Annotated in this window: 17 protein-coding genes and 1 pseudogene; 6 read left to right on the forward strand and 12 right to left on the reverse strand. The window is 39.0% G+C overall.

Annotated elements, in window-relative coordinates; genetic code table 11:
* Positions 1-43: 43 nt before the first annotated feature.
* Both DK880_RS00495 and accD read left to right on the forward strand, forming a co-directional pair.
* Positions 44-1753, forward strand: a complete 1710-nt coding sequence (locus tag DK880_RS00495) for an ABC transporter substrate-binding protein (RefSeq protein WP_109996900.1) — start codon at positions 44-46, stop codon at positions 1751-1753.
* Positions 1754-1839: 86 nt separating this feature from the next.
* Positions 1840-2703: an acetyl-CoA carboxylase, carboxyltransferase subunit beta gene (gene accD, locus DK880_RS00500; protein WP_109996901.1), complete on the forward strand. Its 864-nt coding sequence runs from the start codon at positions 1840-1842 to the stop codon at positions 2701-2703.
* Positions 2704-2889: 186 nt separating this feature from the next.
* On the opposite strand, the gene DK880_RS00505 is transcribed toward accD, so the two are convergent.
* The 3 genes from DK880_RS00505 to DK880_RS00515 form a co-directional block, all read right to left on the reverse strand.
* The gene (locus tag DK880_RS00505; protein ID WP_109996902.1) at positions 2890-4221 is read right to left on the reverse strand and encodes a hypothetical protein; all 1332 of its coding nucleotides are present in this window, start codon (positions 4219-4221) and stop codon (positions 2890-2892) included.
* Between the two features lie 144 nt (positions 4222-4365).
* Positions 4366-4551 (reverse strand): hypothetical protein, encoded by a 186-nt coding sequence (locus DK880_RS00510; protein ID WP_109996903.1) that lies wholly within the window; start codon positions 4549-4551, stop codon positions 4366-4368.
* Positions 4552-4593: 42 nt separating this feature from the next.
* Complete coding sequence (locus DK880_RS00515) at positions 4594-5004, reverse strand: hypothetical protein (protein WP_109996904.1); 411 nt, start codon at positions 5002-5004, stop codon at positions 4594-4596.
* Here DK880_RS00515 and DK880_RS00520 point away from each other — a divergent pair.
* Positions 4962-5483 (forward strand): annotated as a pseudogene (locus DK880_RS00520) (acetyl-CoA carboxylase carboxyltransferase subunit beta); the annotation flags it as partial. The gene DK880_RS00515 and the pseudogene DK880_RS00520 sit on opposite strands and share 43 nt — an antisense overlap.
* Positions 5484-5820: 337 nt before the next feature.
* On the opposite strand, the gene DK880_RS00525 reads toward DK880_RS00520, so the two are convergent.
* Positions 5821-7866, reverse strand: a complete 2046-nt coding sequence (locus DK880_RS00525; RefSeq protein ID WP_162534056.1) for a WH2 domain-containing protein — start codon at positions 7864-7866, stop codon at positions 5821-5823.
* Between the two features lie 394 nt (positions 7867-8260).
* Between DK880_RS00525 and DK880_RS00530 the strand changes: the two genes are divergently transcribed.
* Positions 8261-8731 carry a nucleoside deaminase gene (locus DK880_RS00530; RefSeq protein ID WP_109996906.1) on the forward strand — a complete coding sequence of 157 codons (471 nt, stop codon included), beginning with the start codon at positions 8261-8263 and terminating at the stop codon, positions 8729-8731.
* Between the two features lie 283 nt (positions 8732-9014).
* Positions 9015-10292, forward strand: coding sequence for a serine--tRNA ligase (gene serS, locus DK880_RS00535; RefSeq protein WP_109996907.1), 1278 nt, complete (start codon positions 9015-9017; stop codon positions 10290-10292).
* A 429-nt stretch (positions 10293-10721) separates the two neighbouring features.
* Here the strand turns inward: serS and DK880_RS00540 are convergent, their stop codons facing one another.
* The 7 genes from DK880_RS00540 to DK880_RS00570 form a co-directional block, all read right to left on the reverse strand.
* Positions 10722-11501, reverse strand: coding sequence for a PASTA domain-containing protein (locus DK880_RS00540; RefSeq protein ID WP_109996908.1), 780 nt, complete (start codon positions 11499-11501; stop codon positions 10722-10724).
* Between the two features lie 13 nt (positions 11502-11514).
* Positions 11515-12798: a D-alanine--D-alanine ligase family protein gene (locus DK880_RS00545; RefSeq protein ID WP_109997687.1), complete on the reverse strand. Its 1284-nt coding sequence runs from the start codon at positions 12796-12798 to the stop codon at positions 11515-11517.
* Positions 12799-12802: 4 nt separating this feature from the next.
* The gene (gene ftsH, locus DK880_RS00550) at positions 12803-14785 is read right to left on the reverse strand and encodes an ATP-dependent zinc metalloprotease FtsH (protein ID WP_109996909.1); all 1983 of its coding nucleotides are present in this window, start codon (positions 14783-14785) and stop codon (positions 12803-12805) included.
* Positions 14786-14957: 172 nt separating this feature from the next.
* Complete coding sequence (locus tag DK880_RS00555; RefSeq protein WP_109996910.1) at positions 14958-15608, reverse strand: superoxide dismutase; 651 nt, start codon at positions 15606-15608, stop codon at positions 14958-14960.
* A gap of 596 nt (positions 15609-16204) precedes the next feature.
* Positions 16205-17386, reverse strand: coding sequence for a hypothetical protein (locus tag DK880_RS00560; RefSeq protein ID WP_109996911.1), 1182 nt, complete (start codon positions 17384-17386; stop codon positions 16205-16207).
* A gap of 27 nt (positions 17387-17413) precedes the next feature.
* The gene (locus DK880_RS00565) at positions 17414-18019 is read right to left on the reverse strand and encodes a carbonic anhydrase (protein WP_109996912.1); all 606 of its coding nucleotides are present in this window, start codon (positions 18017-18019) and stop codon (positions 17414-17416) included.
* 134 nt (positions 18020-18153) lie between these two features.
* Positions 18154-18642, reverse strand: a complete 489-nt coding sequence (locus DK880_RS00570; RefSeq protein ID WP_109996913.1) for an NUDIX hydrolase — start codon at positions 18640-18642, stop codon at positions 18154-18156.
* Positions 18643-18917: 275 nt separating this feature from the next.
* Here DK880_RS00570 and DK880_RS00575 point away from each other — a divergent pair, with 275 nt between their 5' ends.
* On the forward strand, positions 18918-19391 hold the full coding sequence (locus DK880_RS00575; protein WP_109996914.1) for an HD domain-containing protein: 474 nt from the start codon (positions 18918-18920) through the stop codon (positions 19389-19391).
* Between the two features lie 284 nt (positions 19392-19675).
* On the opposite strand, the gene mnmA is transcribed toward DK880_RS00575, so the two are convergent.
* A complete protein-coding gene (gene mnmA / locus DK880_RS00580) occupies positions 19676-20782 on the reverse strand; it encodes a tRNA 2-thiouridine(34) synthase MnmA (RefSeq protein WP_109996915.1) in 1107 nt (368 codons plus the stop codon).
* Positions 20783-20846: the final 64 nt, after the last annotated feature.

Consider the following 20846-nt stretch of genomic DNA (forward strand, 5'->3'; position numbering starts at 1 on the left):
ATACAAAAAATTTACTCCCTTTAAAAGTAAGTTTAACTATTATATGAGACGTAATACCATCATTTTAATAAGTTTAGCCCTTATCCTAGGCATTAAATTTTGGCCTAAAAGAGCAAGTCAGAACGATAAAGAAAAGGTACTCCATCTAGCAATGGAAAGGCGTATCCAAGGATTAGACCCTGCTGCTACTATCAATATATGTGAGGTACGTGTGTTAGCAAAGGCATACGAAGGATTGTTAGAATACCATTATTGGAAACGCCCTTTTGAGCTAACGCCCAACCTAGCAGTAGCCATGCCTGTCGTTTCCGAGGATGGTTTAACCTATACTTTCACGCTTAAGCCAGGGGTATATTTTCAGGATAATGCTTGTTTCCCCAATGGAAAAGGAAGGGAAGTAACCGCAAAGGACTTTGTCTATAGTCTTAAAAGAATAGCCGATCCCGCGGTGCAATCTCCTTATTTTAGTGAATTGGAGCCAATCATTAAAGGTATGGATGCATTCCGTACGCAGCTTCAACAGCACAAGGGGGACTATGGTATCCCTATGGAGGGGGTGCAGGCATTGGATAACTATACCTTACAGTTTACCTTAACTAAACCTTCTACGCTATTTTTACATTTCTTAGCGCAACATTTTACCTCTGTAGTCCCTCAAGAAGCAGTAGCATACTATGGTGCGGACTTTGTCAGTCATCCTGTAGGGACAGGGCCCTTTACGTTGGAGCAGTTTAGCCCACAGGATAATAAAATTATCTTAACCAAGAACAAGCACTTCAGGAATAAATTCTTTCCTGCCGTTACAGCGGAAGAATCCGATTTAGCAGAAGCAAGTGGCAAGCAATTGCCTTTTGTAGATACAATTATATACCATACCTTACCAGAGGAACAACCACGTTGGTTGCAATTCAAAGAAAAAAAAATAGATTGTCTCGATGTGGTTGACGAGTACCTTCCAAGCGTTTTCAAGCATAAACAATTTAACCCAGCACTGCACCAAGCAGGCATAAAGCTCCTAGCAACAAATAGGGGCTTTATAGGTTATATAGGATTTAACTGTTGTCAAAAACCGTTAGATAATATTAAGTTACGGCAGGCCATCTCATTAGCTTTTGATAGGGCTGCTTTCAAGAAAACTTTTAGAGAAGATTTAGGGGAAATCGTACATTCTTTTATTCCTGATTCTTTCGTAGGGTATAGTGAAACATTTACCAATCCTTACGCTATTTACGATATAGAAAAAGCAAAACAATACCTAGCGGAAGCAGGTTATCCTGGCGGGCAAGGATTACCTATACTTACCATAAGTGGTCTAGAGCATAAAAAAGCCCAGTTAGATTTCTTTGATCAATACATGAGGAAAATTGGTATAAAAGTAGAAGTACAGCCGTATATTTTTTCAGAATTGAAAGAAAAACTGCACAAAGGGAATTATATGCTCATTGCCTTACATGAATATTTTGATTATCCGGATACAGCTGCCGTTTTTAACATCTTGCGCAATCCATATAGAGGTGCTATGATTATAAGAGATCAAAAATTTAATCAGCTGTATGACGAAACTACTCAAAAAATAGCAGATCCAGCAGCGCAAGTCAGCGGTTATGCGCAACTGAATGCCTTAGCAACAGAGCTTACACCTGCCCTGCTATTCCCTTCCCTTCCGGAATATGTTTTAGTTAATAAACGGGTGAAGTACTATCGGCCTTGTCCTTACAACTTTGGAATGGAGCAATACGTAGATGTAGCATAAGGGAAGGTACAGCTGAATAAAAAGTTGTACGTAACCAGCACAAAACACAGCTACAAAGGGCTTATAGGTAAACTATTTAAATGATTATGAGTTTAATTAACGATAATATAAGCCATTGGTTTAAGCGCAAGAAGAAAGGTATTCTGACTCCAACTGCCCTAAAAAAAGATTTACCCAATGGGCTTTGGATAAGGACCCCGAAAGGAAAGATTGTACATAGCAAAACACTACGGGAAAATCTACAGGTAGTACCCGATGACGGCTATCATTTTCGCATTGGTTCAAAGGAATATTTTTCAATTTTATTTGATGACAATAATTTTACAGAATTAAATGCTACGCTCCAATCTACGGATCCGCTTCATTTTGTAGACAGCAAGAGCTATCAAGAAAGATTACAGCAGGCAGAAGTGCAAACAGATTTAACTGAAGCCATACGAACCGCTTATGGACGATCACATGGCCTACCATTGGCCATTGCTTGTATGGATTTTAGTTTTATTGGAGGTTCTATGGGGAGTGTTGTAGGCGAAAAAATAGCGCGATTGATCAACCACTGTTTAAGCAGCCAAACCGCTTTATTGATCATTTCTCAATCGGGGGGGGCACGTATGATGGAAGGTAGTTTTTCACTTATGCAAATGGCTAAGACAGCGGCTAAATTGGGACAATTGGCTGAGGCAAGAATTCCTTACATTTCTCTTCTAACAGATCCCACTACAGGCGGTATTACGGCATCTTATGCTATGTTAGGGGATATCAATATGGCAGAACCAGGGGCATTAATTGGCTTTGCAGGTCCACGTATTATTCGAGAAACCATTGGAAAAGAATTACCTAAAGGATTTCAATCTGCAGAATTTCTATTGGAACATGGCTTCTTAGATATGATTGTAGATAGAAGAAAACTAAAAGTAACGCTAACGCAACTGTTACAAATGATAGGTTAATACAGAAAATCTGCTTTGCAACATTGCCTACTCCTTCCCCCCAGAAAGCTAAACCCATTGTTGGAATGGGCATAGAAAAAAGAATTGCGAAAGCGCTCAAAGTATTCCCTATTGCTGAGGGAAATGGCAGAATAATGAGGCAAGTCAACCAGCAGACATTGCCCCTAAATGTATAAATGCAGTGCCCTATCTATTATCCTCATCCGATTCAAAGGAATCAACGTCATGGTCACTATCGTTACTATCGTCAACGTGTTCCTGGTAATTATGCTGCGCAATATTATTATTATAATGATAATATTGATTTGATTGCTTTGGATAATTATGATAATGTTGCTTTAATTGCTTTAGCTCTACCAGACTAACTTTCAGCGACACAGTATCGTTAAATCCCATAATGGGAGCCAGCTCTTGTTCTAACTGCTGAATCTTCTCATTCTGCTCTGTTGAATTGATCTTCTCTTCTAGCTCCAGCTTCTTTAGTGCAGCATCAAATGTCCTTTCTTCCGGATTTATAATTCTTATTAACGCTTCTTCCCCTTGCTGAACCCTTTTATATTGTTTTTCCTCAAGTTCACGCCCATACATGGCGCTCTTCTCTTTCGTCATTTTTTCTTGTAAAGGGGTACTTTTCCTTTTTCTTTTTATCTGTACACGAGAACCTGTATTTTTTAAAAAATTACCTACCCTTCTACACAAAGTCTCACTTTTTTGTTTTTGTAATGCATGTTCAGTCAACTCCACGGCAGGAGAATGTGGCAGTCTAAGTGGAAATGTATGACCTCCGCCTATTTTCTCCTCTTCTTCTGTTTTTAATGGAAGTTCACAAGCATGAAGTGGTAGTGGCGGTAGTGGTTTATTCCTATTGAATCTTTCAAACAATTTCGAATCAGGTGAAACCCTATTCCCATTTATTGTTTCTGCCTGTAGAATTCCTTGAGGAAATATTTCTCTAGGAACATCACTCTTTGCCTCACTATCATCATTTAATCCACTTTCAGGCGATTCCAAAGCAGAAAGAAGGAGTAGTGAGACGGCATCGCTTTCTGCCCTATTCCCTCCATCTAATCCACACTTTGCCGATTCCGAAACAGAAGCAGAAACAAGAACAGAATCAGCACTTTCTCCACCAACAGGAACCTGGGAAGAAGCAGGAACAGGGGAGGCAACAGGAACAGGGAAAGAAGCAGGAACAGGAGAGGCAACAGGAAACTGGGAAGAAACAGGAGGAGGAGAGGCAACAGGAAACTGGGAAGAAACAGGAGGAGGTAATACGTAGAAAGGGAACCGATTGTTTTCTGCTATCTTATCCTTATGCAATTCCTTTTCTGGAATTTCCGGAAGAGGAAGCATGTCAGCAGTAAGCGGCAAGCGTAATTTGATGGGCTTCTGATTGGTAGGTCTGCAGCCACTATGTATTAAAAATAAAGAAAACCCAATGCTAGATAAAAGCCTATGCGAATGAACCCATCTTTTTATCTTTCGATGGGGTTGGATTTGATTTAATGTAGGAATCATTGTTTTTGTGTTTTAATTTAATATATATATAGTATACTTATATAATATTAAAAAAAATGGAAATTACAATCCCCCTACATCCTATAGATTATTTTATATACAGAATTTCTATTGAAAAACAGATTTTAATAGGATTATCCCCCGCTAAGAGGAACAATCGTTATGTTCCTCTTCAGAACTAGAGCTGCTATTCCCATCATGTACTTGCTCCCTCAGAGCCATTAATGCAGCACCAAGCTCACTTCCCTGAATTTGACCTATTTTTGTACATTTTATATCTTCCCTCTCTGTTAGTGGAACCTTCTTAAGCTGTTTCCCTTTTATATCCATGCAATTCAAAACAATTGTCTGCTTATATTTCAACTACTACAACTAAAACATGAGTTTAACATCGTAAGAATCCCACTCCTTGTCATACTCTGTAAGGCTTGTTCCATCATAATAGATTTTTTTTTTGTTTTCTTTACTTCTCCCTATAAAACACCTACATGTCATCCCCTGTTCCATCTCAATCAACTTCTTTTCTAGATACTTTAGATCCTCTAGCACAAACTTAAAAGTACCATTATTCAGGTTCATAACTCTAATTATCTCCTTTTCTACTTTTTCAATCAATGAACCTTCCTCCTGTGAAATATTCTCCCTGCTCACTATCCCCTTTAGCTTCTCTAGCGCAGATTCAAAAGTGTACTCCTTTGGTTTCATAATTCTAATTACCTCTATTTCTAGTTCCTTAACCTGAAGCCATACGAACCGCTTATGGACGATCACATGGCCTACCATTGGCCATTGCTTGTATGGATTTTAGTTTTATTGGAGGTTCTATGGGGAGTGTTGTAGGCGAAAAAATAGCGCGATTGATCAACCACTGTTTAAGCAGCCAAACCGCTTTATTGATCATTTCTCAATCGGGGGGGGCACGTATGATGGAAGGTAGTTTTTCACTTATGCAAATGGCTAAGACAGCGGCTAAATTGGGACAATTGGCTGAGGCAAGAATTCCTTACATTTCTCTTCTAACAGATCCCACTACAGGCGGTATTACGGCATCTTATGCTATGTTAGGGGATATCAATATGGCAGAACCAGGGGCATTAATTGGCTTTGCAGGTCCACGTATTATTCGAGAAACCATTGGAAAAGAATTACCTAAAGGATTTCAATCTGCAGAATTTCTATTGGAACATGGCTTCTTAGATATGATTGTAGATAGAAGAAAACTAAAAGTAACGCTAACGCAACTGTTACAAATGATAGGTTAATACAGAAAATCTGCTATCTATTCACAAACAGGCAGCAATTCCTATCAGCAACTGCTGCTGCAATCACTAAAATAGAGCCTCTGTAGAGCTATGGGCCTAAACTGTAACTACCATATAGATTTACCCTCTTCCTCATTTCTCTCTAGCCTCAATTAAAGTATAATACATAGGCTTTGCAACAGCGTTAGCTCTACGCTTGAAAGAGTTGAAAATAGAAACGGGAAGCTAAAAACTGGAAATCACATTTAGCCCCTACAAGCGCTCATTTAATGCCTATTCAGCGATTCTAGCTTCCCATTTTCCTTTTTAGCAAAATACGCTATTTTTAATTCTAAGCCTAATCATCCCATTCATTATTTGTACCATCATCGTTATCATTATCTTCTTCAGATGATGTATCCTGAGTACATTTCTTTATCTCTTCCAGTCTTTTTCGAAGTGCCTCAGCAGGCGAACTAACTTGCTTAGTTTTCTCTTCCTCTTTTGGATCTTTTGGAACTTCAACTTTCCTCAGCGTTACTCCTCCTTCCCTAATTTGTGCGAAAAGCGCCTGCCTTGTATCAGGCTGATCAGCTGCAGGAACTTCCTGAGAAGAATTTCCCCGAACAGAAGTAGAAACAGAAGCAAAAACAGGAGGAGGTGGTGGTGGTAGTGGCACGTTATTTTTAAATGGCTTATTTCCTCTACCTGCTACATTTGCTTTGCTAAAAAGCGCATTTTCCGCTCCCATTTTGCTAGAAACGTTACCACCCTGTGCCTGATCTCTACTGCATCCACCATTAGGCAATTGACTTTGATCATACTGGCCACTTTTAGAAGTTTCCTGAACAGATGCCATTTCCGCTCCCGTTTTGCTAGAAAATTCACTACTTTGTAATTGATTACCAATATTTAATTTACATTCAGGCGATTTACGCTCTATCCATTCAGGAGGAGGAAGAGGCAGAGGCGAAAAGTCATTTTTAGATTCATCGTTATAAGAATTACTACTTGCTAAATTTTTTACTTGCTTAGTTTTCTCTTCCTCTTTTGGATCTTTTGGAACTTCAACTTTCCTCAGCGTTACTCCTCCTTCCCTAATTTGTGCGAAAAGCGCCTGCCTTGTATCAGGCTGATCAGCTGCAGGAACTTCCTGAGAAGAATTTCCCCGAACAGAAGTAGAAACAGAAGCAAAAACAGGAGGAGGTGGTGGTGGTAGTGGCACGTTATTTTTAAATGGCTTATTTCCTCTACCTGCTACATTTGCTTTGCTAAAAAGCGCATTTTCCGCTCCCATTTTGCTAGAAACGTTACCACCCTGTGCCTGATCTCTACTGCATCCACCATTAGGCAATTGACTTTGATCATACTGGCCACTTTTAGAAGTTTCCTGAACAGATGCCATTTCCGCTCCCGTTTTGCTAGAAAATTCACTACTTTGTAATTGATTACCAATATTTAATTTACATTCAGGCGATTTACGCTCTATCCATTCAGGAGGAGGAAGAGGCAGAGGCGAAAAGTCATTTTTAGATTCATCGTTATAAGAATTACTACTTGCTAAATTTTTTACTTGCTTAGTTTTCTCTTCCTCTTTTGGATCTTTTGGAACTTCAACTTTCCTCAGCGTTACTCCTCCTTCCCTAATTTGTGCGAAAAGCGCCTGCCTTGTATCAGGCTGATCAGCTGCAGGAACTTCCTGAGAAGAATTTCCCCGAACAGAAGTAGAAACAGAAGCAAAAACAGGAGGAGGTGGTGGTGGTGGTAGTGGCACGTTATTTTTAAATGGCTTATTTCCTCTACCTGCTACATCTGCTTTGCTAAAAGGCGCATTTTCCGCTCCCATTTTGCTAGAAACGTTACCACCCTGTGCCTGATCTCTACTGCATCCACCATTAGGCAATTGACTTTGATCATACTGGCCACTTTTAGAAGTTTCCTGAACAGATGCCATTTCCACTCCCGTTTTGCTAGAAAATTCACTACTTTGTAATTGATTACCAATATTTAATTTACATTCAGGCGATTCCGTAGCAGAAGAAGGGGAATGCGTTCTTTCATTCTGCCTCGCCTCTACCTGTTTAGGCTCTGCTATCCATTCAGGAGGAGGAAGAGGCAGAGGCGGAAAGTCATTTTTAGATTCATCGTTATTTGGCATGTTAATATTTTCTATCACTTCCTCTGTCGTCCCTTTTCCATTAAAAAGTGTATCCCCTCCTACTTTATCACCACCTGGTAATTCCGAAGAAGAAGTTACATTATATTGCTGATTTCCACTATTTTCCTTAGTATATTTAGGGGAGGAAACAGGGGCAGAAGCAGGCGCAGCATTTTCTTTACCAGCAGAAGAAGGAGAGGAAGCAGAACGAGACAATGGGTAAGGGGAACCTAGTTTATTTACCATTTTATCTTTGTGTAATTTATCTTCTGACGATTCTGGAAGAGGAAACGTTTCAGCGGTAATGGGTAGACCTAGTCCGTAAGGTTTCTGCTTTGTAAATCTGCAGCCACTATGTGTTAAAAAAAAAAAAACCAATGCTAGACAAAAGCCTACGCGAACGAACTAATCTTTTTATCTTTCGATGGGATTGGATTTGATTTAATATAGGAGTCATTTTGTTTTTGTGTTTATTTAATAGTATTATAATTTTACATTATAGTTATGATTTATTTCTCTTTATAAAAGAAATATATACTTCCCTAATGTAGGGTATTAAAAAAAGATGGAAACTGCAATACATAAACATAAAACTCTATACCTTCCATCCTGAACGGATACTTCCGTATAAGTAAATATTATGAATTACATAGAAAAAGATATTTACTTTATGCAATTCGCCCTAAAAGAAGCCCAAAAAGCAGCTATGCTAGGCGAAATACCAGTGGGCGCTCTGATGGTAGCTGACAGTAAGATCATTGCGAGAGGCTATAACCAAACAGAAATGCTACAAGATCCAACTGCACATGCAGAAATCATTGCTTTAACTGCTGCTTCTAATTATTTCAACAGCAAATATCTTACCAATTGTACGTTATACGTTACATTGGAGCCTTGTATTATGTGCAGTGGTGCCTTATACTGGGCACAAATAAAACGGCTTGTATTTGGGGCTACTGATCCTACCAGAGGATACCGCCGGATCATACCCTTCCCTTTACATCCTAAAACAGCGGTAACCGATACTATACTGGCTCAAGAAAGCCATGAACAATTAATTGAATTTTTTAAAAAACTAAGAAACCCACACCCTACGGGTTATTGTGGCTGATATATACATACATAAATTAGCTTTCAAAGCGTATAGAACAGCAGTTCGTATAACTTAATAAACAAGAAAAAACTTAAATTAGCTTGGTAGGGTTTATACATGCATTACTTTATACGTTGTGTTAATACCTATAGGGTTGAGCTGAGCTCCCATAAAATGGTTTGTATGTATGGTAATTTAAAATGTTTTTTCTAAAAAAGACCATGAACATTTTTGGAAGATTGGTGCATGCTTTGTTTTATGTTAAACTTTAAACTAGTCTTCTGATATTTAATTTAATAGTATGATAGATTTGCGGCGTATTAGGGAGAATCCTCAAGCAATCATGGATGCCCTGTCTAAAAGAGGCATGCAAAATGCCAAGGAATTGGTAGATGAGGTATATACATTGGATTTAGAGAAACGAAGGATACAAGCACAATTGGAAGAGGTATCCTCTCGCTTGAATAGCATGCATAAAACAATAAATCATCCATTACATCAAACAGCTACCGTTTCAATAGGGCTGGACCAGAAAGAAGCAACGCATCACTTAAAAGAAAAACACAAAATTTTAATGGGAGCATACAAATCCTGTGAATCAGCATTACTAGAAAAACTTTACCAATTACCTAATTTGCCAGCTCAAGAGATTCCTATTGGAAAAAATGCCAAGGATAATCAAATCATCTATCAAGTAGCTGATTTACCAAAGGTTAAGCCAGGAGACGCAGCACACTGGGATTTAATTAAAAAATATGATCTTGTTGATTTTGAGTTGGGTAATAAAATCACAGGAGCTGGTTTCCCGCTATACCAAGGCAGAGGTGCTAGGTTACAGCGCGCTTTAATTAGCTTTTTTTTAGATAAAGCAGTAGAAGCAGGTTACCTAGAAGTACAACCGCCTATTCTAGTTAATGCAGCTTCTGCTTATGCAACGGGACAATTGCCAGATAAAGAAGGACAAATCTATCATATAACGGCCGATGACCTCTACCTCATTCCTACTGCAGAAGTATCTATTACGAACATGTATCGGGATTATATTGTGGATCTAGCTGAATTGCCTATTAAATGTGCAGGATATACGCCATGCTTTAGAAGAGAAGCTGGTTCTTGGGGAGCTGATGTACGGGGATTGAATAGGTTGCATCAGTTTGATAAGGTAGAGCTGGTACAAATTTGCCATCCGGATCATTCATACAGACAGCTAGAGGAAATGCTAACCTATGTACGGAGCTTACTAGAACAGCTGGAACTTCCTTACCGCGTGGTACAACTCTGCACAGGAGATCTAGGTTTTTGCGCTGCAATGACCTATGATATAGAAGTATATTCTGTGGCACAAGATAGATGGTTAGAGGTAAGTTCTATTAGCAATTTTGAAACTTTTCAAGCCAACAGATTGGCTTTGCGCTACAAGGATAAAAAGAAAAAAAGTCATCTCTTGCATACCCTCAATGGAAGTGCATTGGCTTTGCCTCGTATTATGGCAGCATTGCTGGAATTTAACCAGAACCCACTGGGCATCTCTATTCCTAAAGTTTTACAAGTTTATACGGGATTTGATTGTATCGTTTGAAGCATAAAATTGCTATTTCTTTTCTAGGCAAAACAAACCATGCGGTATAGTAAGCGTTGCCTATACTAGAAATGTAAAATTTATCATAATAGCTATTTGGTATAAATCTTTAAAGGTCTGAAACGACTAACTTGTATCGCGGACCTTAGGTATTGAAACAGCTAATGATATTGTACAATACCGTTAACAAACAACAACAAAATGATTGTTAACTTAGATTAACGCAATCTATACAAACAGCTGATTGGGCTATTCACAATACGCTTCCATTGCATTAAAAGAAAAGATTTACGCAGATAAAACAGTATACCACAGCAGTGAACCATCTTTCTTTTGCACAAGAAAACCAAATCTCGCTACATTTATGAATTATCATGGGGGAGTTGGAGCAGTTGTTTATGCATGTTAACCCATGGGAAGCGCTTAACACTATTTTGCTTTGCATTTCGCATTTATACCTACTACCCATAGATTGATGGTAGTTCCCTTAGGTACTTTACTTCCAGCTGTTGGATTTTGCGCTATTATACAGCCAATAGCTTCCTTCGTGCTGCTATTTTTTTGTACAGTATATACAATACCTGTACGAATGCCCTGTTCTAATAACAACAGGCTGGCTTCTTCTAAAGGCAGCGTTACGACATCAGGTAGTGTAACCTGTTGTTTTCCTAAACCACCACCTGCTACTAGATCAATCGTGGACCCCTTGTGAATGGGCTGCCCAGCAGCTATGGGATGCCCATTATGCCATTGCTCTAACACTGTATTTTTGGTAATGTCGGGTACGTATTTAATTTCGCCCAGTTTAAGTCCTTGATTTTTTAAAAGCAACTGTGCCTGCTTTACAGAAGCCTCCACTAAGTTTGGCATAGCGGTAGAGGGTGGATGGGATGCATTTAAGGTTACATAAATTTTTCTACCTTCTTTTACCAAAGCGCCTGCTAAAGGGAATTGTTGTAAAACTGTAAGAGGAGGTAATTTACTTGAATAGTCATTATGGTCTGTGATCGCATAGCGTAAGCGCTTCTGATGCACAAAATCGTCCAATTCCTCTACAGGCATACCTGTTAAATCTGGCACCTTAACTGTCTTTCCTTGCTGTGTGAGCTTAGGCAATACTATATAAAAAAAAGTATACAATAGCGTTATGCTTAGCAAACAGATATAGAGAAGATGTTTGCCTATCTGTCTTATACATGTTATGCGCATCTTATATTAAATGTTAAGCATATACAACGGATTCAGTATTTTTTTCAAAATTTCTTTTTGTAAAACCATATTGAATAATGGCATCTATAAAATGAAAGGGCGTATAGCCATTGCGTGCACACTGATGGAAAATACAGGTAGCAGGTGTCATAGCAGGAAGGGAGTTAACTTCAATAATCCATACTTCTATCTTTTGATTAGGATATATTTTCACAAAGGCATCTATTCTGGCATAGCCTTGAAGGTTAAGCTTTTGGGCTACTTTTTTTAGCTCTGCTTGAACCATTTGGCTTATTATTTTGGCTATGGCAGGATCCTTATGAAAACGGGCAGGGGTAATGTTATGCCCCTCTCCTGCTAAAAATTTTTCTTCCAATGTAAGAATCGTGTTAGCAGCCAATACTTCCGAAGGTTCAAATAGTTCATATAGTGTTGCTCTATTGGCGTCTATACGGGTTAACAAGCCTACCGTTATTTCTAATAAGTGTAAGATTCCTGGATCTTGCTCTATACAATTTTCTATTAACAGCTGTGCTGACTGGGGCAGATCATTTGACAAGCCTAATGGTTGGGTTCCTTTTAAGGAGCTATTAAAACTAGCCGTTATATAATCCTGTAAGAGAGCCCTATCTGTAATTTTCCTAACCCCACTGCTACAACCATCATCTACTGGCTTAACAATAAGTGGATAAACCAAGTTACGCTCGATACTGCTTATTACGGAAGTTTGGCTAGCATCCCAATCTTGTTTTGTAATAATAACTTGCTGGGCAACGTGAAAACCTTGTTGTTTTAAAAATTGATTGGTCGCATATTTGTCAATGGTTAAAGCAGCAGTTTGTATGCCGGATCCATTATAGGGAATAGCATATTGTTCCAATAATCTTTGCAAGGTTCCATCTTCTCCAGGTCTACCATGTAAAGCTATAAAAACAAAATCTACACGCTTTTTAAGGGCTGAATAGCTAAGTATTTCTGGTTGATGGATACTATGCTTCGCATAGGTATCAGTCAGTGCATGGGCTTCTGCTCTAATAGGATCTAATAAAGATAGCGTGTCTTCCCATAGCGTTGGATGCAATAGAAAATTATGAATATCATCCGCATTATCCTTTAATAGAAGAAAAGTAGGTAGCGTAAAAATATGCTGCGCTTCGGGAGAACCAGATAAAAATAACGGAATCACATCATATTTTGCAGAAGCAGCTAGCTTGTTATAGATATTTCTTCCACTCTCTAGGGATATATGCCGTTCAGCTGTATATCCTCCCATTAAAACAGCTATTCGTTTTCTCACATTTTCAAGGTTCATGTTCACTAGGCAATGTAGTGGGCTGCTCTGTAGAAGCGGATAATTTTTCCTCAGGGGAAATTGTTTCCTTAGTATCTGAAGAAAAACGTTTCCCTATTAAGCGTTCTACATCTGACTTGAATAGTGTTTCTTTAACCAATAGCGTTTCTGCTAGTAATGTTACCGATTCTAATTTTTCTTTGAGTAATATTTTAACACGCCGATAAGCTTCCTCTACGATTTCCCTTACTTCAGCATCTATAGTATAGGCTGTCTTTTCTGAGTAAGGTTTTGTAAAGGCATAATCTGTTTGTTTAGAATTATAAAAAGAGAGATTACCCACTTTAGCATTCATACCATAAATCGTCACCAAACTATAGGCTAATTTAGTAGTACGTTCTAGATCATCTAATGCGCCAGTAGAAACCTTACCGAAGATGAGCTCTTCTGCGGCCCTTCCGCCCAACGCCATAGCCAATTGATCCAGTAGTTCATCTTCCTGGTAAATAACTTGCTCCTTAGGTAAATACTGTGCATAGCCTAAGGAAGCTATCCCACGAGGTATAATACTGACTTTCACTAAAGGATGGGCATGCGGTAGGAACCATCCGGCAATAGCATGACCTGCTTCATGGTAGGCTACTATTTTCTTTTCTTCTGGCGAAATCAATTTATTTTTTTTCTCTAATCCTCCAATGATTCGATCAATAGCTGATTGGAAATCAGGCATTGTTATAAACTTTTTATTTTTTCTAGCTGCTATTAGGGCAGCTTCATTGCACATATTGGCTAGATCTGCCCCAGAAAAACCAGGTGTTTGCTCCGCCAATTGTCTGATACGTATTTGGCTTTCCAGCTTGAGCTCTTTGCTATGGTATTGGATAATAGCTTCTCTATCTATTATATCTGGATTATCTATGCTGACTTGCCGATCAAATCTTCCTGGACGCAATAAGGCCACGTCTAACACTTCTGGTCTATTGGTTGCTGCTATAATAATTACACCAGAATTAGTAGAGAACCCATCCATCTCTACTAAAAGTGAATTAAGGGTATTCTCACGTTCATCATTTACGCCAGGTACATTGGCTTTTCCACGTGCCCTACCTATGGCATCTATTTCATCTATAAAAATAATACAAGGGGCTTTTTCTTTTGCTTTCTTAAAAAGATCCCGTACACGTGCAGCACCTATCCCCACAAACATCTCCACAAAATCTGATCCTGACAGAGAAATAAAGGGAACATTGGCCTCTCCCGCTACTGCCTTAGCAAGCAGTGTTTTGCCCGTTCCTGGAGGTCCTACCAATAAAACCCCCTTAGGAATTTTACCGCCGAGAAAAGTAAACTTTTCAGGTGTTTTTAGAAAATCAACGACCTCTTTTACCTCTTCCTTTGCTTCCTGCATCCCCGCAACATCTTGGAAGGTTACTCTTATCTGATTATCTTTATCAAAGACAGTTGCCTTCAAGGTATGCATATTAAAAAGCTGTGCCCCAGGCCCTGCTATACTATTGCCTGGTTTACGAAGAAAGAACCAGTAAATTACAAATAAGGTAAAAAGAAAGGACCAGTTTATAAAACTGTAAGGTTTAGAACGCTCTTCAGATAGATAACCTATTCTAATGCTTGGATCTATTTTTGACTCTATGTCTTTAAAATTCCTATCGAAAATTTCGATGGAAGGAATACGAAAGGTATAAACTACCTGACTAGAGGTTTTCCAAATAATTTTTTCTTTAATTTCTTTCTGATGGTCTTCTTTTGCTAATGCCTCCTCTTTAAGCGTTACTTCTACCAACTGTTGATTGGTAATAAGTGCAACAGATTTTACTTCCTGATCAAGCATCATTTTTTCAAAGCGCTTCTCAGAAATAGGAATGACATGCTGTTCTTGGCTGATATAAAGAACCAAACCTGATAAAGCCAATGCGAGCAGTATAAAAATACATTGCGCTTTGTTGTACGTAAAATTTTTTTCCTTTTGTTGCATAATTTGTTTAGAGATGAAGAGCTATTTTTAGCCCTTACTTATGTAAGAGATTTTTTAGCTATAATATAAGTATCTTAGACTTAAGATAGCACATAGAAGCTTAGATTAACACAAGTTGCTTATAACAACGTTTAAGTTTGTATTTTTTGTTGAAGATCCGTTAGATGAGCGCTTAAACAACCAGATATAACTGCTGATTCCTAAACCTATCTTCGATTAATTCCCAATGTACGCTATGCCAAAAAGCTGTTATATAGTCTAACCGTCTATTTTGGTAGTGAAGATAGTAGGCATGCTCCCATAGATCCAATCCTAAAATGGGAAAACCTTGCGCTGCAGCAGGGAGACAATCCATCAATGGATTATCTTGGTTAGCTGTACTTGTAATCATCAATTGACCATCTTTATGTGCTACAGATAACCAAGCCCATCCGGAACCAAAACAGGCCATTGCCACCTCTGTGAATTTATTTTTAAATACCTCGAAGCTACCGAATGTTTGGGTTAATGCTTCTAATAAACCTGGTTGAGGCAGCTGTGTAGCATTGGATTTTAAGCTTCCCCAAAAAAAGGAATGGTTAAAATGTCCCCCTGCATTGTTACGAACCACTGTATGATACGCAGCAATTTTTTTTACAAGCTCCTCTAAAACAACTACCTCTTCCCCCTGAAGCGCAGCTATGGTTGTAGCAACAGTAGCCTTGTTTAAATTGTCCACATAAGCCTGATGGTGCTTGGTATGATGTAGGGTCATGGTACGCTCGTCTATGAAAGGCTCTAGTGCATGATAGGCATAAGGCAAAGAAGGAATGGTAAAAATCATAAAAGCAAACTTTCAGTTTATTATACAATTGTTTTATTTATAACAAGATAGCCTGCCCTATCCTAAAGCAGGCCTTTTTAATTTCTTTAAGCTAATTAATTATTTTTGAGCCCTCTTTCATCCCTTTTCACCTCCCTTCACCCTTTTTCACCTCCCTTCACCCTTTTTCACCTCCCTTCATCCCCTTTTCACCTCCCTTCATCCCCTTTTTCACCTCCCTTCATCCCCTTTTTCACCTCCCTTCATCCCCTTTTCACCTCCCTTCATCCCCTTTTCACCTCCCTTCATCCCCTTTCACCTCCCTTCATCCCTTTTCACCTCCCTTTACCCCACTTGATTTCCTTTTTACCCTCTTTCCTTCCCTGCTCTGTCATCTTTTCATCTTCACCCTTATCACAGCATATGGATGAAACTAGGAACACAAATAGCTTCGTTACACGGCGTCCTATACGTATTACAATTTTCTTTATTTTTGGATACGTACTTTTCTACATTTTACATGAATCTACAGAAAAAAAATTATTAATACAACTAGCCATCCACTTACTATAGCTGTAACCATATAAAAATTTTTAAGTTCTTGACGACCTAGCACATTATAGTGGGTCTAACGCAGTTAAGTGAAAATTACCAGTATAGGATAATTGCAAGGAAAACCCAAATTCCAATAGGTTATGCATCAAATCGCAATAAGGTTTTAGGGAGGTTTGAAGGGTTATACCATTGGAAAATTCCCAAGTTTTGGCAAAGGATACAAACAAAAGATGGCGTATTTTTTCGTAGTAAGTTACCTGGGTTGGATAGCTATCTTTCTCTTGCTGAATACATATAGATTGATAAAGCGGGTAGCCCATATTCTCAGAAGAAAACTTATTCCCATACCAATAGCTTACACCCATTTCTACGGGATGTAGGGAGATGGTTAAGGTATGGAAGTGTCCCCAACCTTCCTTAAAGGGGCGCTTCACTTTTAGGCAAGCACGTTCATGCGCTTGCCTATTATAGGCATAGCTATTTCCTACTAGATAACTAGCCCATTGCACTTTTTTAAGGAAAGTGTTCGTTGGTGTAAGGGCATAGGTTAACCCTACTGCTGCACACCATAAGCTGTACGATTGGATCGGAATACCCTGACCGCCCAGGTGGTAAACCGCTAATTGCAACGGTATGCTCCAATTGGTATGCTTGAGTCCATAGCTAGCGTCCAATTGAAAAGTAACTATTTCTGGTTTATTATTCTTTTTGCATAAACAATTTTTCCAATCTAACCAACCAGCTATATGGCTGGTTGGCTGCGTTAACCGGAAATGAAAGCCTTCCATATGCGGTTTTTCCAAGGGTTGATGTGAACTGGAAAGCGGTTCAATTAAAGTAAGTATAGCGTTATTAAAAATACCTACTATAAAAACATTTTGTTGTTTGCGGTAATACATGGAGCAAGCAGGGCGTATACCCATCCATGGCCATTGGTGGCCAAAGGTCCTGGACCAAATACAGCCTATTTGAAGGCCCATGCTATTCGTAATAGCAAGGTGTACGCTAGGTAGAAAATGAAAGCCAAACAAGGTTTCCCCCTCCATAATTTTGTTAAAGTATTCCGTATTGTTTATGAAATTTTGATTCTGAATAGAAAGTGTTATACTTCCAGGGGATGTATGGGGTAGAGCGGATAAAGGTAGAGCAGCATGATAGGTAAAGCATAGCATAAACAATAGGCTACACTGTAATACAAGCAAGCGTAGGCTACCGCAGCGGGATATGGTCTTATGGTTTTGCATAGAGCTATTTTGGACCTAACCATTCGATTAGGCTAAGGGTACATAGGCATCTTGTACAGCATGGTAAGTGTAAATAGATCCAGTAGGAATATCAAAAAACCACCGATGGATGGTAAGCTGCTGTTTCAAAACTTTTTCTTGTATCCATGGAAAAGTTAGACAATTGGCATAGGACTGATTAAGCGATAGCTTTGCATAAGCATCGCTGCTGCATGGGAGAGAAGGAAGCGCGGGAAGTAACGCAATCCAATTGGTTATAAAGTCATCCTGTTTAGATTCTTTTTTAGACAAGAAAGCCTTGATACCTCCACATTGGCTATGTCCCAATATAATAAGGTGCTGGACCTGAAGCAAGCAAATACCAAATTCCAATGCAGCACTGGTACCGTGATGCGTTTTATCCTTTTCATAGGGAGGTACTATGTTGGCTACATTCCGTACTACGAATAAATCTCCCGGGTCACATTGTAGGATTAACGCTGGGTCTACCCGTGCGTCGCAACAAGCGATGACCAGGATAGCAGGTTGTTGTCCTTCGCGGTAAAGGTTGTACATGATAGAGCTATCGCCACTAGCATATTTTTCTCTAAATATTTGGTAACCTTTTATTATTTTTTGTAGATTTTTTTCCATTATTGGACGGCATCCTTTCACGATGCTATAGTATGGGTTTAACAGTAGTTCGGAAGAAATGTATACATACGATCAACCTAACCTTAGGTTTATATTCAAATTTATACATTTTAGCGCATTGAGTTGGGGCTTGTTCATTCAAATACCAACCGAAGGATGGCTTCTCCCCCTGATATTAAGTCTAAATGATACGCCTCTGATACGCTAACCCATGCATAGTCTGTATGTTCCCTATTTAAAAGTACAATGGGATCATTATGCGAAGAGTGGGTAAGTAATAGCGTTTTAAAAACATGACAAATAAAATCATGCTTTCCGTTAGATTGGTATTTTCTTACATAGATAGACTTAACAAGATGAACCACTGATTCGTCAAGGTCAATAGCTGTTTCCTCTTTTATTTCCCGAACCATAGCTTGCCTCAACGTTTCATTTTTTTCCACTTTTCCGCCAGGTAAATTCCACCTACAAGCTGAAAGAACCGCTGGATGCCGCTTTAAAAGTAACAACTTATCCGCATAGGTCATACCGCAAATTACTATGGCAGGAGAAAGGGGACAAAACCCTTCTATAAGCACAGGAGACAAAGCAAGTAGGCCTCCTTCGAAAGGTATTAAATTCATTTTTCCGTCAACATTTATTACATTGAAATTTCTATTTTCTTACAAGGTAGCCATACTTTACCTCTATTCTCCTAACCTAATGAAGAGCCCTTCCGTTTCCGCATTGGACCAGACTTGAGCAAACGCAGCCCTTACTAAGGTAGCTGTTTGCTTTATTCCCATGGAATTTAGAAAGTTAAGGTTTCTTGCGTAATATGCTGTTGATCGGATAGATTATTGGCATATAAGGTAAAATATCCTATAGGAGTTTCGAGGGGAACTATTATACTTAAGTTTTGAAAAAGGGATGTTATTTTTATATTGCTGAGTGGGTAGCTGCCTGGACAGATGGCCATGCTAAACTGGTTTATGCGACACTGCTGTATGATTTGGTCCGCTATACCCGCCTGCCGCTTTCCTATATCAAAGCCAATTATCCCCTAATCGTTTACTGCTTTGTAGAAAATACAATTGCTATCGATAGCCGGAAACGTTTAGAGGAATCGCTGCTGGCTATTGCCAACCGCTTTAAGGAATCTTTGCAAAAAGAGTATTTTTCTGTACTCTATGTGAAGCTGGCAGAGCGGTTATATGATTTAAAGCATGCTTCCGGTTACAAAGATCCTACCGTTGTACAAGCCATGGCCAAAGAAAGCTTAACCATTGATGTGGAGCTGGCCCAGTGCTATGGAGAACCAGGCATGGCGATCCTCTTGAAGCAGGCAGCGGAGGAAGCATTGGCTGGTGCTAAGCCTACGGAACCTGTTTGAGGAATTATTGATATACTTCAGGAATTGCTACTTGTTCATAGAAAAATGGAATACCTAGCATAAAAAGAATGCACTATAAAGAAATTATATAAAAAGACACATAAACAAAATAAACCACTCTTTTCTTAACCAAAACATAAGCTGTCTAACATTTCTATATAAAACTTTTTATCTTCATCCAGTTTCTTATAACAATTTTTATATATGAATATAAATTTTAGGGAAGTGATTATTTTATGGGCATATGCGCTAAAGAGTAAACTGTTTATTACAATCTCATTGTTTTAGCTTTTTGGAAACGCGGAGAGAATCCATCCCCCTCCTATTACATCCTCCCCTTCGTAAAAAACAGCGGCTTGACCCGGTGTAATGGCATGAACACCAGAACCAAAAAAGACATGCATCTGATCTGCTACCTGCTCAATCACTGCCGCTGTACCCGTGTCGTTGTAGCGTACTTTGGTTACAGTATCTATCTTTTTTCCTTGTAGGTCTGGATACTTAGACAAATTTAATTTATGAACTACCATACCTTCCCTTCGCAATCGATCGAAACTACCCAATACAATTCGATTGGTTTCCTTCTGGATATCTATGACGTATACTGGGTAGCCCAACGCAACATGTAATCCTTTGCGTTGTCCAATAGTGTAAAAAGGGTACCCCTCATGATGCCCTACCACCGTACCATCTTCCAGTACAAATTCCCCTCCTTTAACTTTTTCCTCTAAGCCATCTACTTGTCTTTTAAGGAACCCTCTATAGTCATTATCAGGAATAAAACATATTTCATAAGATTCAGATTTAGTTACTAAATCTGTAAATCCCCGTTCTAAGGCAAAAGAACGAATAGCAGACTTGGTTAAATTTCCCAATGGGAATAAGGTCCTACTAAGGCTTTCTTGAGAAACGCCCCATAAAGCATAGGATTGATCTTTTTTCGAATCTACCCCTTTAGAGATAATATAACGTCCTCTTTCCTCTCGTACGTTGGCATAATGACCCGTTGCTAGGTAAGCACAATTTAATTTATTCGCACGCTGCAAAAGTGCATCCCACTTAATATGGGTATTGCACAATATACAAGGATTGGGTGTTCTACCAGCAAGATACTCCGATTTAAAATGATCAATCACATGACCGCCAAATTCCTTTCGTATATCTAGAATGATGTGCGGGAACCCTAATTCAACTGCCACATTGCGCGCATCGTTAATAGCATCTAAACTACAGCAGCCGGTTTCTTTCTTCTTACCTCCACTACCCGCATAACTCCAAGTTTTCATGGTTAGGCCTACTACCTCATAGCCTTGTTCATGCAACATAACAGCCGCGACAGAGCTATCTATCCCACCACTCATGGCTACTAATACACGCCCCTTTATACGCATCTATTGCCTCCTTTTTAGTTGTCTCCCTATTTTAATTATTTCCTTCTTTAGTTGCCTCCTTAGC

The organism is Candidatus Cardinium hertigii (genome assembly GCF_003176915.1).
In the GTDB taxonomy this organism is placed as follows: domain Bacteria; phylum Bacteroidota; class Bacteroidia; order Cytophagales; family Amoebophilaceae; genus Cardinium; species Cardinium hertigii_A.

What these genes read in the sequence shown, in the direction of transcription:
- DK880_RS00570 (WP_109996913.1), bottom strand. Translation starts at nt 18,642, where the DNA reads ATGAATTTAATACCTTTCGAAGGAGGCCTACTTGCTTTGTCTCCTGTG.
- DK880_RS00530 (WP_109996906.1), top strand. Translation starts at nt 8,261, where the DNA reads ATGAATTACATAGAAAAAGATATTTACTTTATGCAATTCGCCCTAAAA.
- DK880_RS00565 (WP_109996912.1), bottom strand. Translation starts at nt 18,019, where the DNA reads ATGGAAAAAAATCTACAAAAAATAATAAAAGGTTACCAAATATTTAGA.
- DK880_RS00510 (WP_109996903.1), bottom strand. Translation starts at nt 4,551, where the DNA reads ATGGATATAAAAGGGAAACAGCTTAAGAAGGTTCCACTAACAGAGAGG.
- DK880_RS00495 (WP_109996900.1), top strand. Translation starts at nt 44, where the DNA reads ATGAGACGTAATACCATCATTTTAATAAGTTTAGCCCTTATCCTAGGC.
- serS (WP_109996907.1), top strand. Translation starts at nt 9,015, where the DNA reads ATGATAGATTTGCGGCGTATTAGGGAGAATCCTCAAGCAATCATGGAT.
- mnmA (WP_109996915.1), bottom strand. Translation starts at nt 20,782, where the DNA reads ATGCGTATAAAGGGGCGTGTATTAGTAGCCATGAGTGGTGGGATAGAT.
- DK880_RS00555 (WP_109996910.1), bottom strand. Translation starts at nt 15,608, where the DNA reads ATGATTTTTACCATTCCTTCTTTGCCTTATGCCTATCATGCACTAGAG.
- accD (WP_109996901.1), top strand. Translation starts at nt 1,840, where the DNA reads ATGAGTTTAATTAACGATAATATAAGCCATTGGTTTAAGCGCAAGAAG.
- DK880_RS00515 (WP_109996904.1), bottom strand. Translation starts at nt 5,004, where the DNA reads ATGGTAGGCCATGTGATCGTCCATAAGCGGTTCGTATGGCTTCAGGTT.
- DK880_RS00560 (WP_109996911.1), bottom strand. Translation starts at nt 17,386, where the DNA reads ATGCAAAACCATAAGACCATATCCCGCTGCGGTAGCCTACGCTTGCTT.
- ftsH (WP_109996909.1), bottom strand. Translation starts at nt 14,785, where the DNA reads ATGCAACAAAAGGAAAAAAATTTTACGTACAACAAAGCGCAATGTATT.
- DK880_RS00525 (WP_162534056.1), bottom strand. Translation starts at nt 7,866, where the DNA reads ATGGTAAATAAACTAGGTTCCCCTTACCCATTGTCTCGTTCTGCTTCC.
- DK880_RS00505 (WP_109996902.1), bottom strand. Translation starts at nt 4,221, where the DNA reads ATGATTCCTACATTAAATCAAATCCAACCCCATCGAAAGATAAAAAGA.
- DK880_RS00540 (WP_109996908.1), bottom strand. Translation starts at nt 11,501, where the DNA reads ATGCGCATAACATGTATAAGACAGATAGGCAAACATCTTCTCTATATC.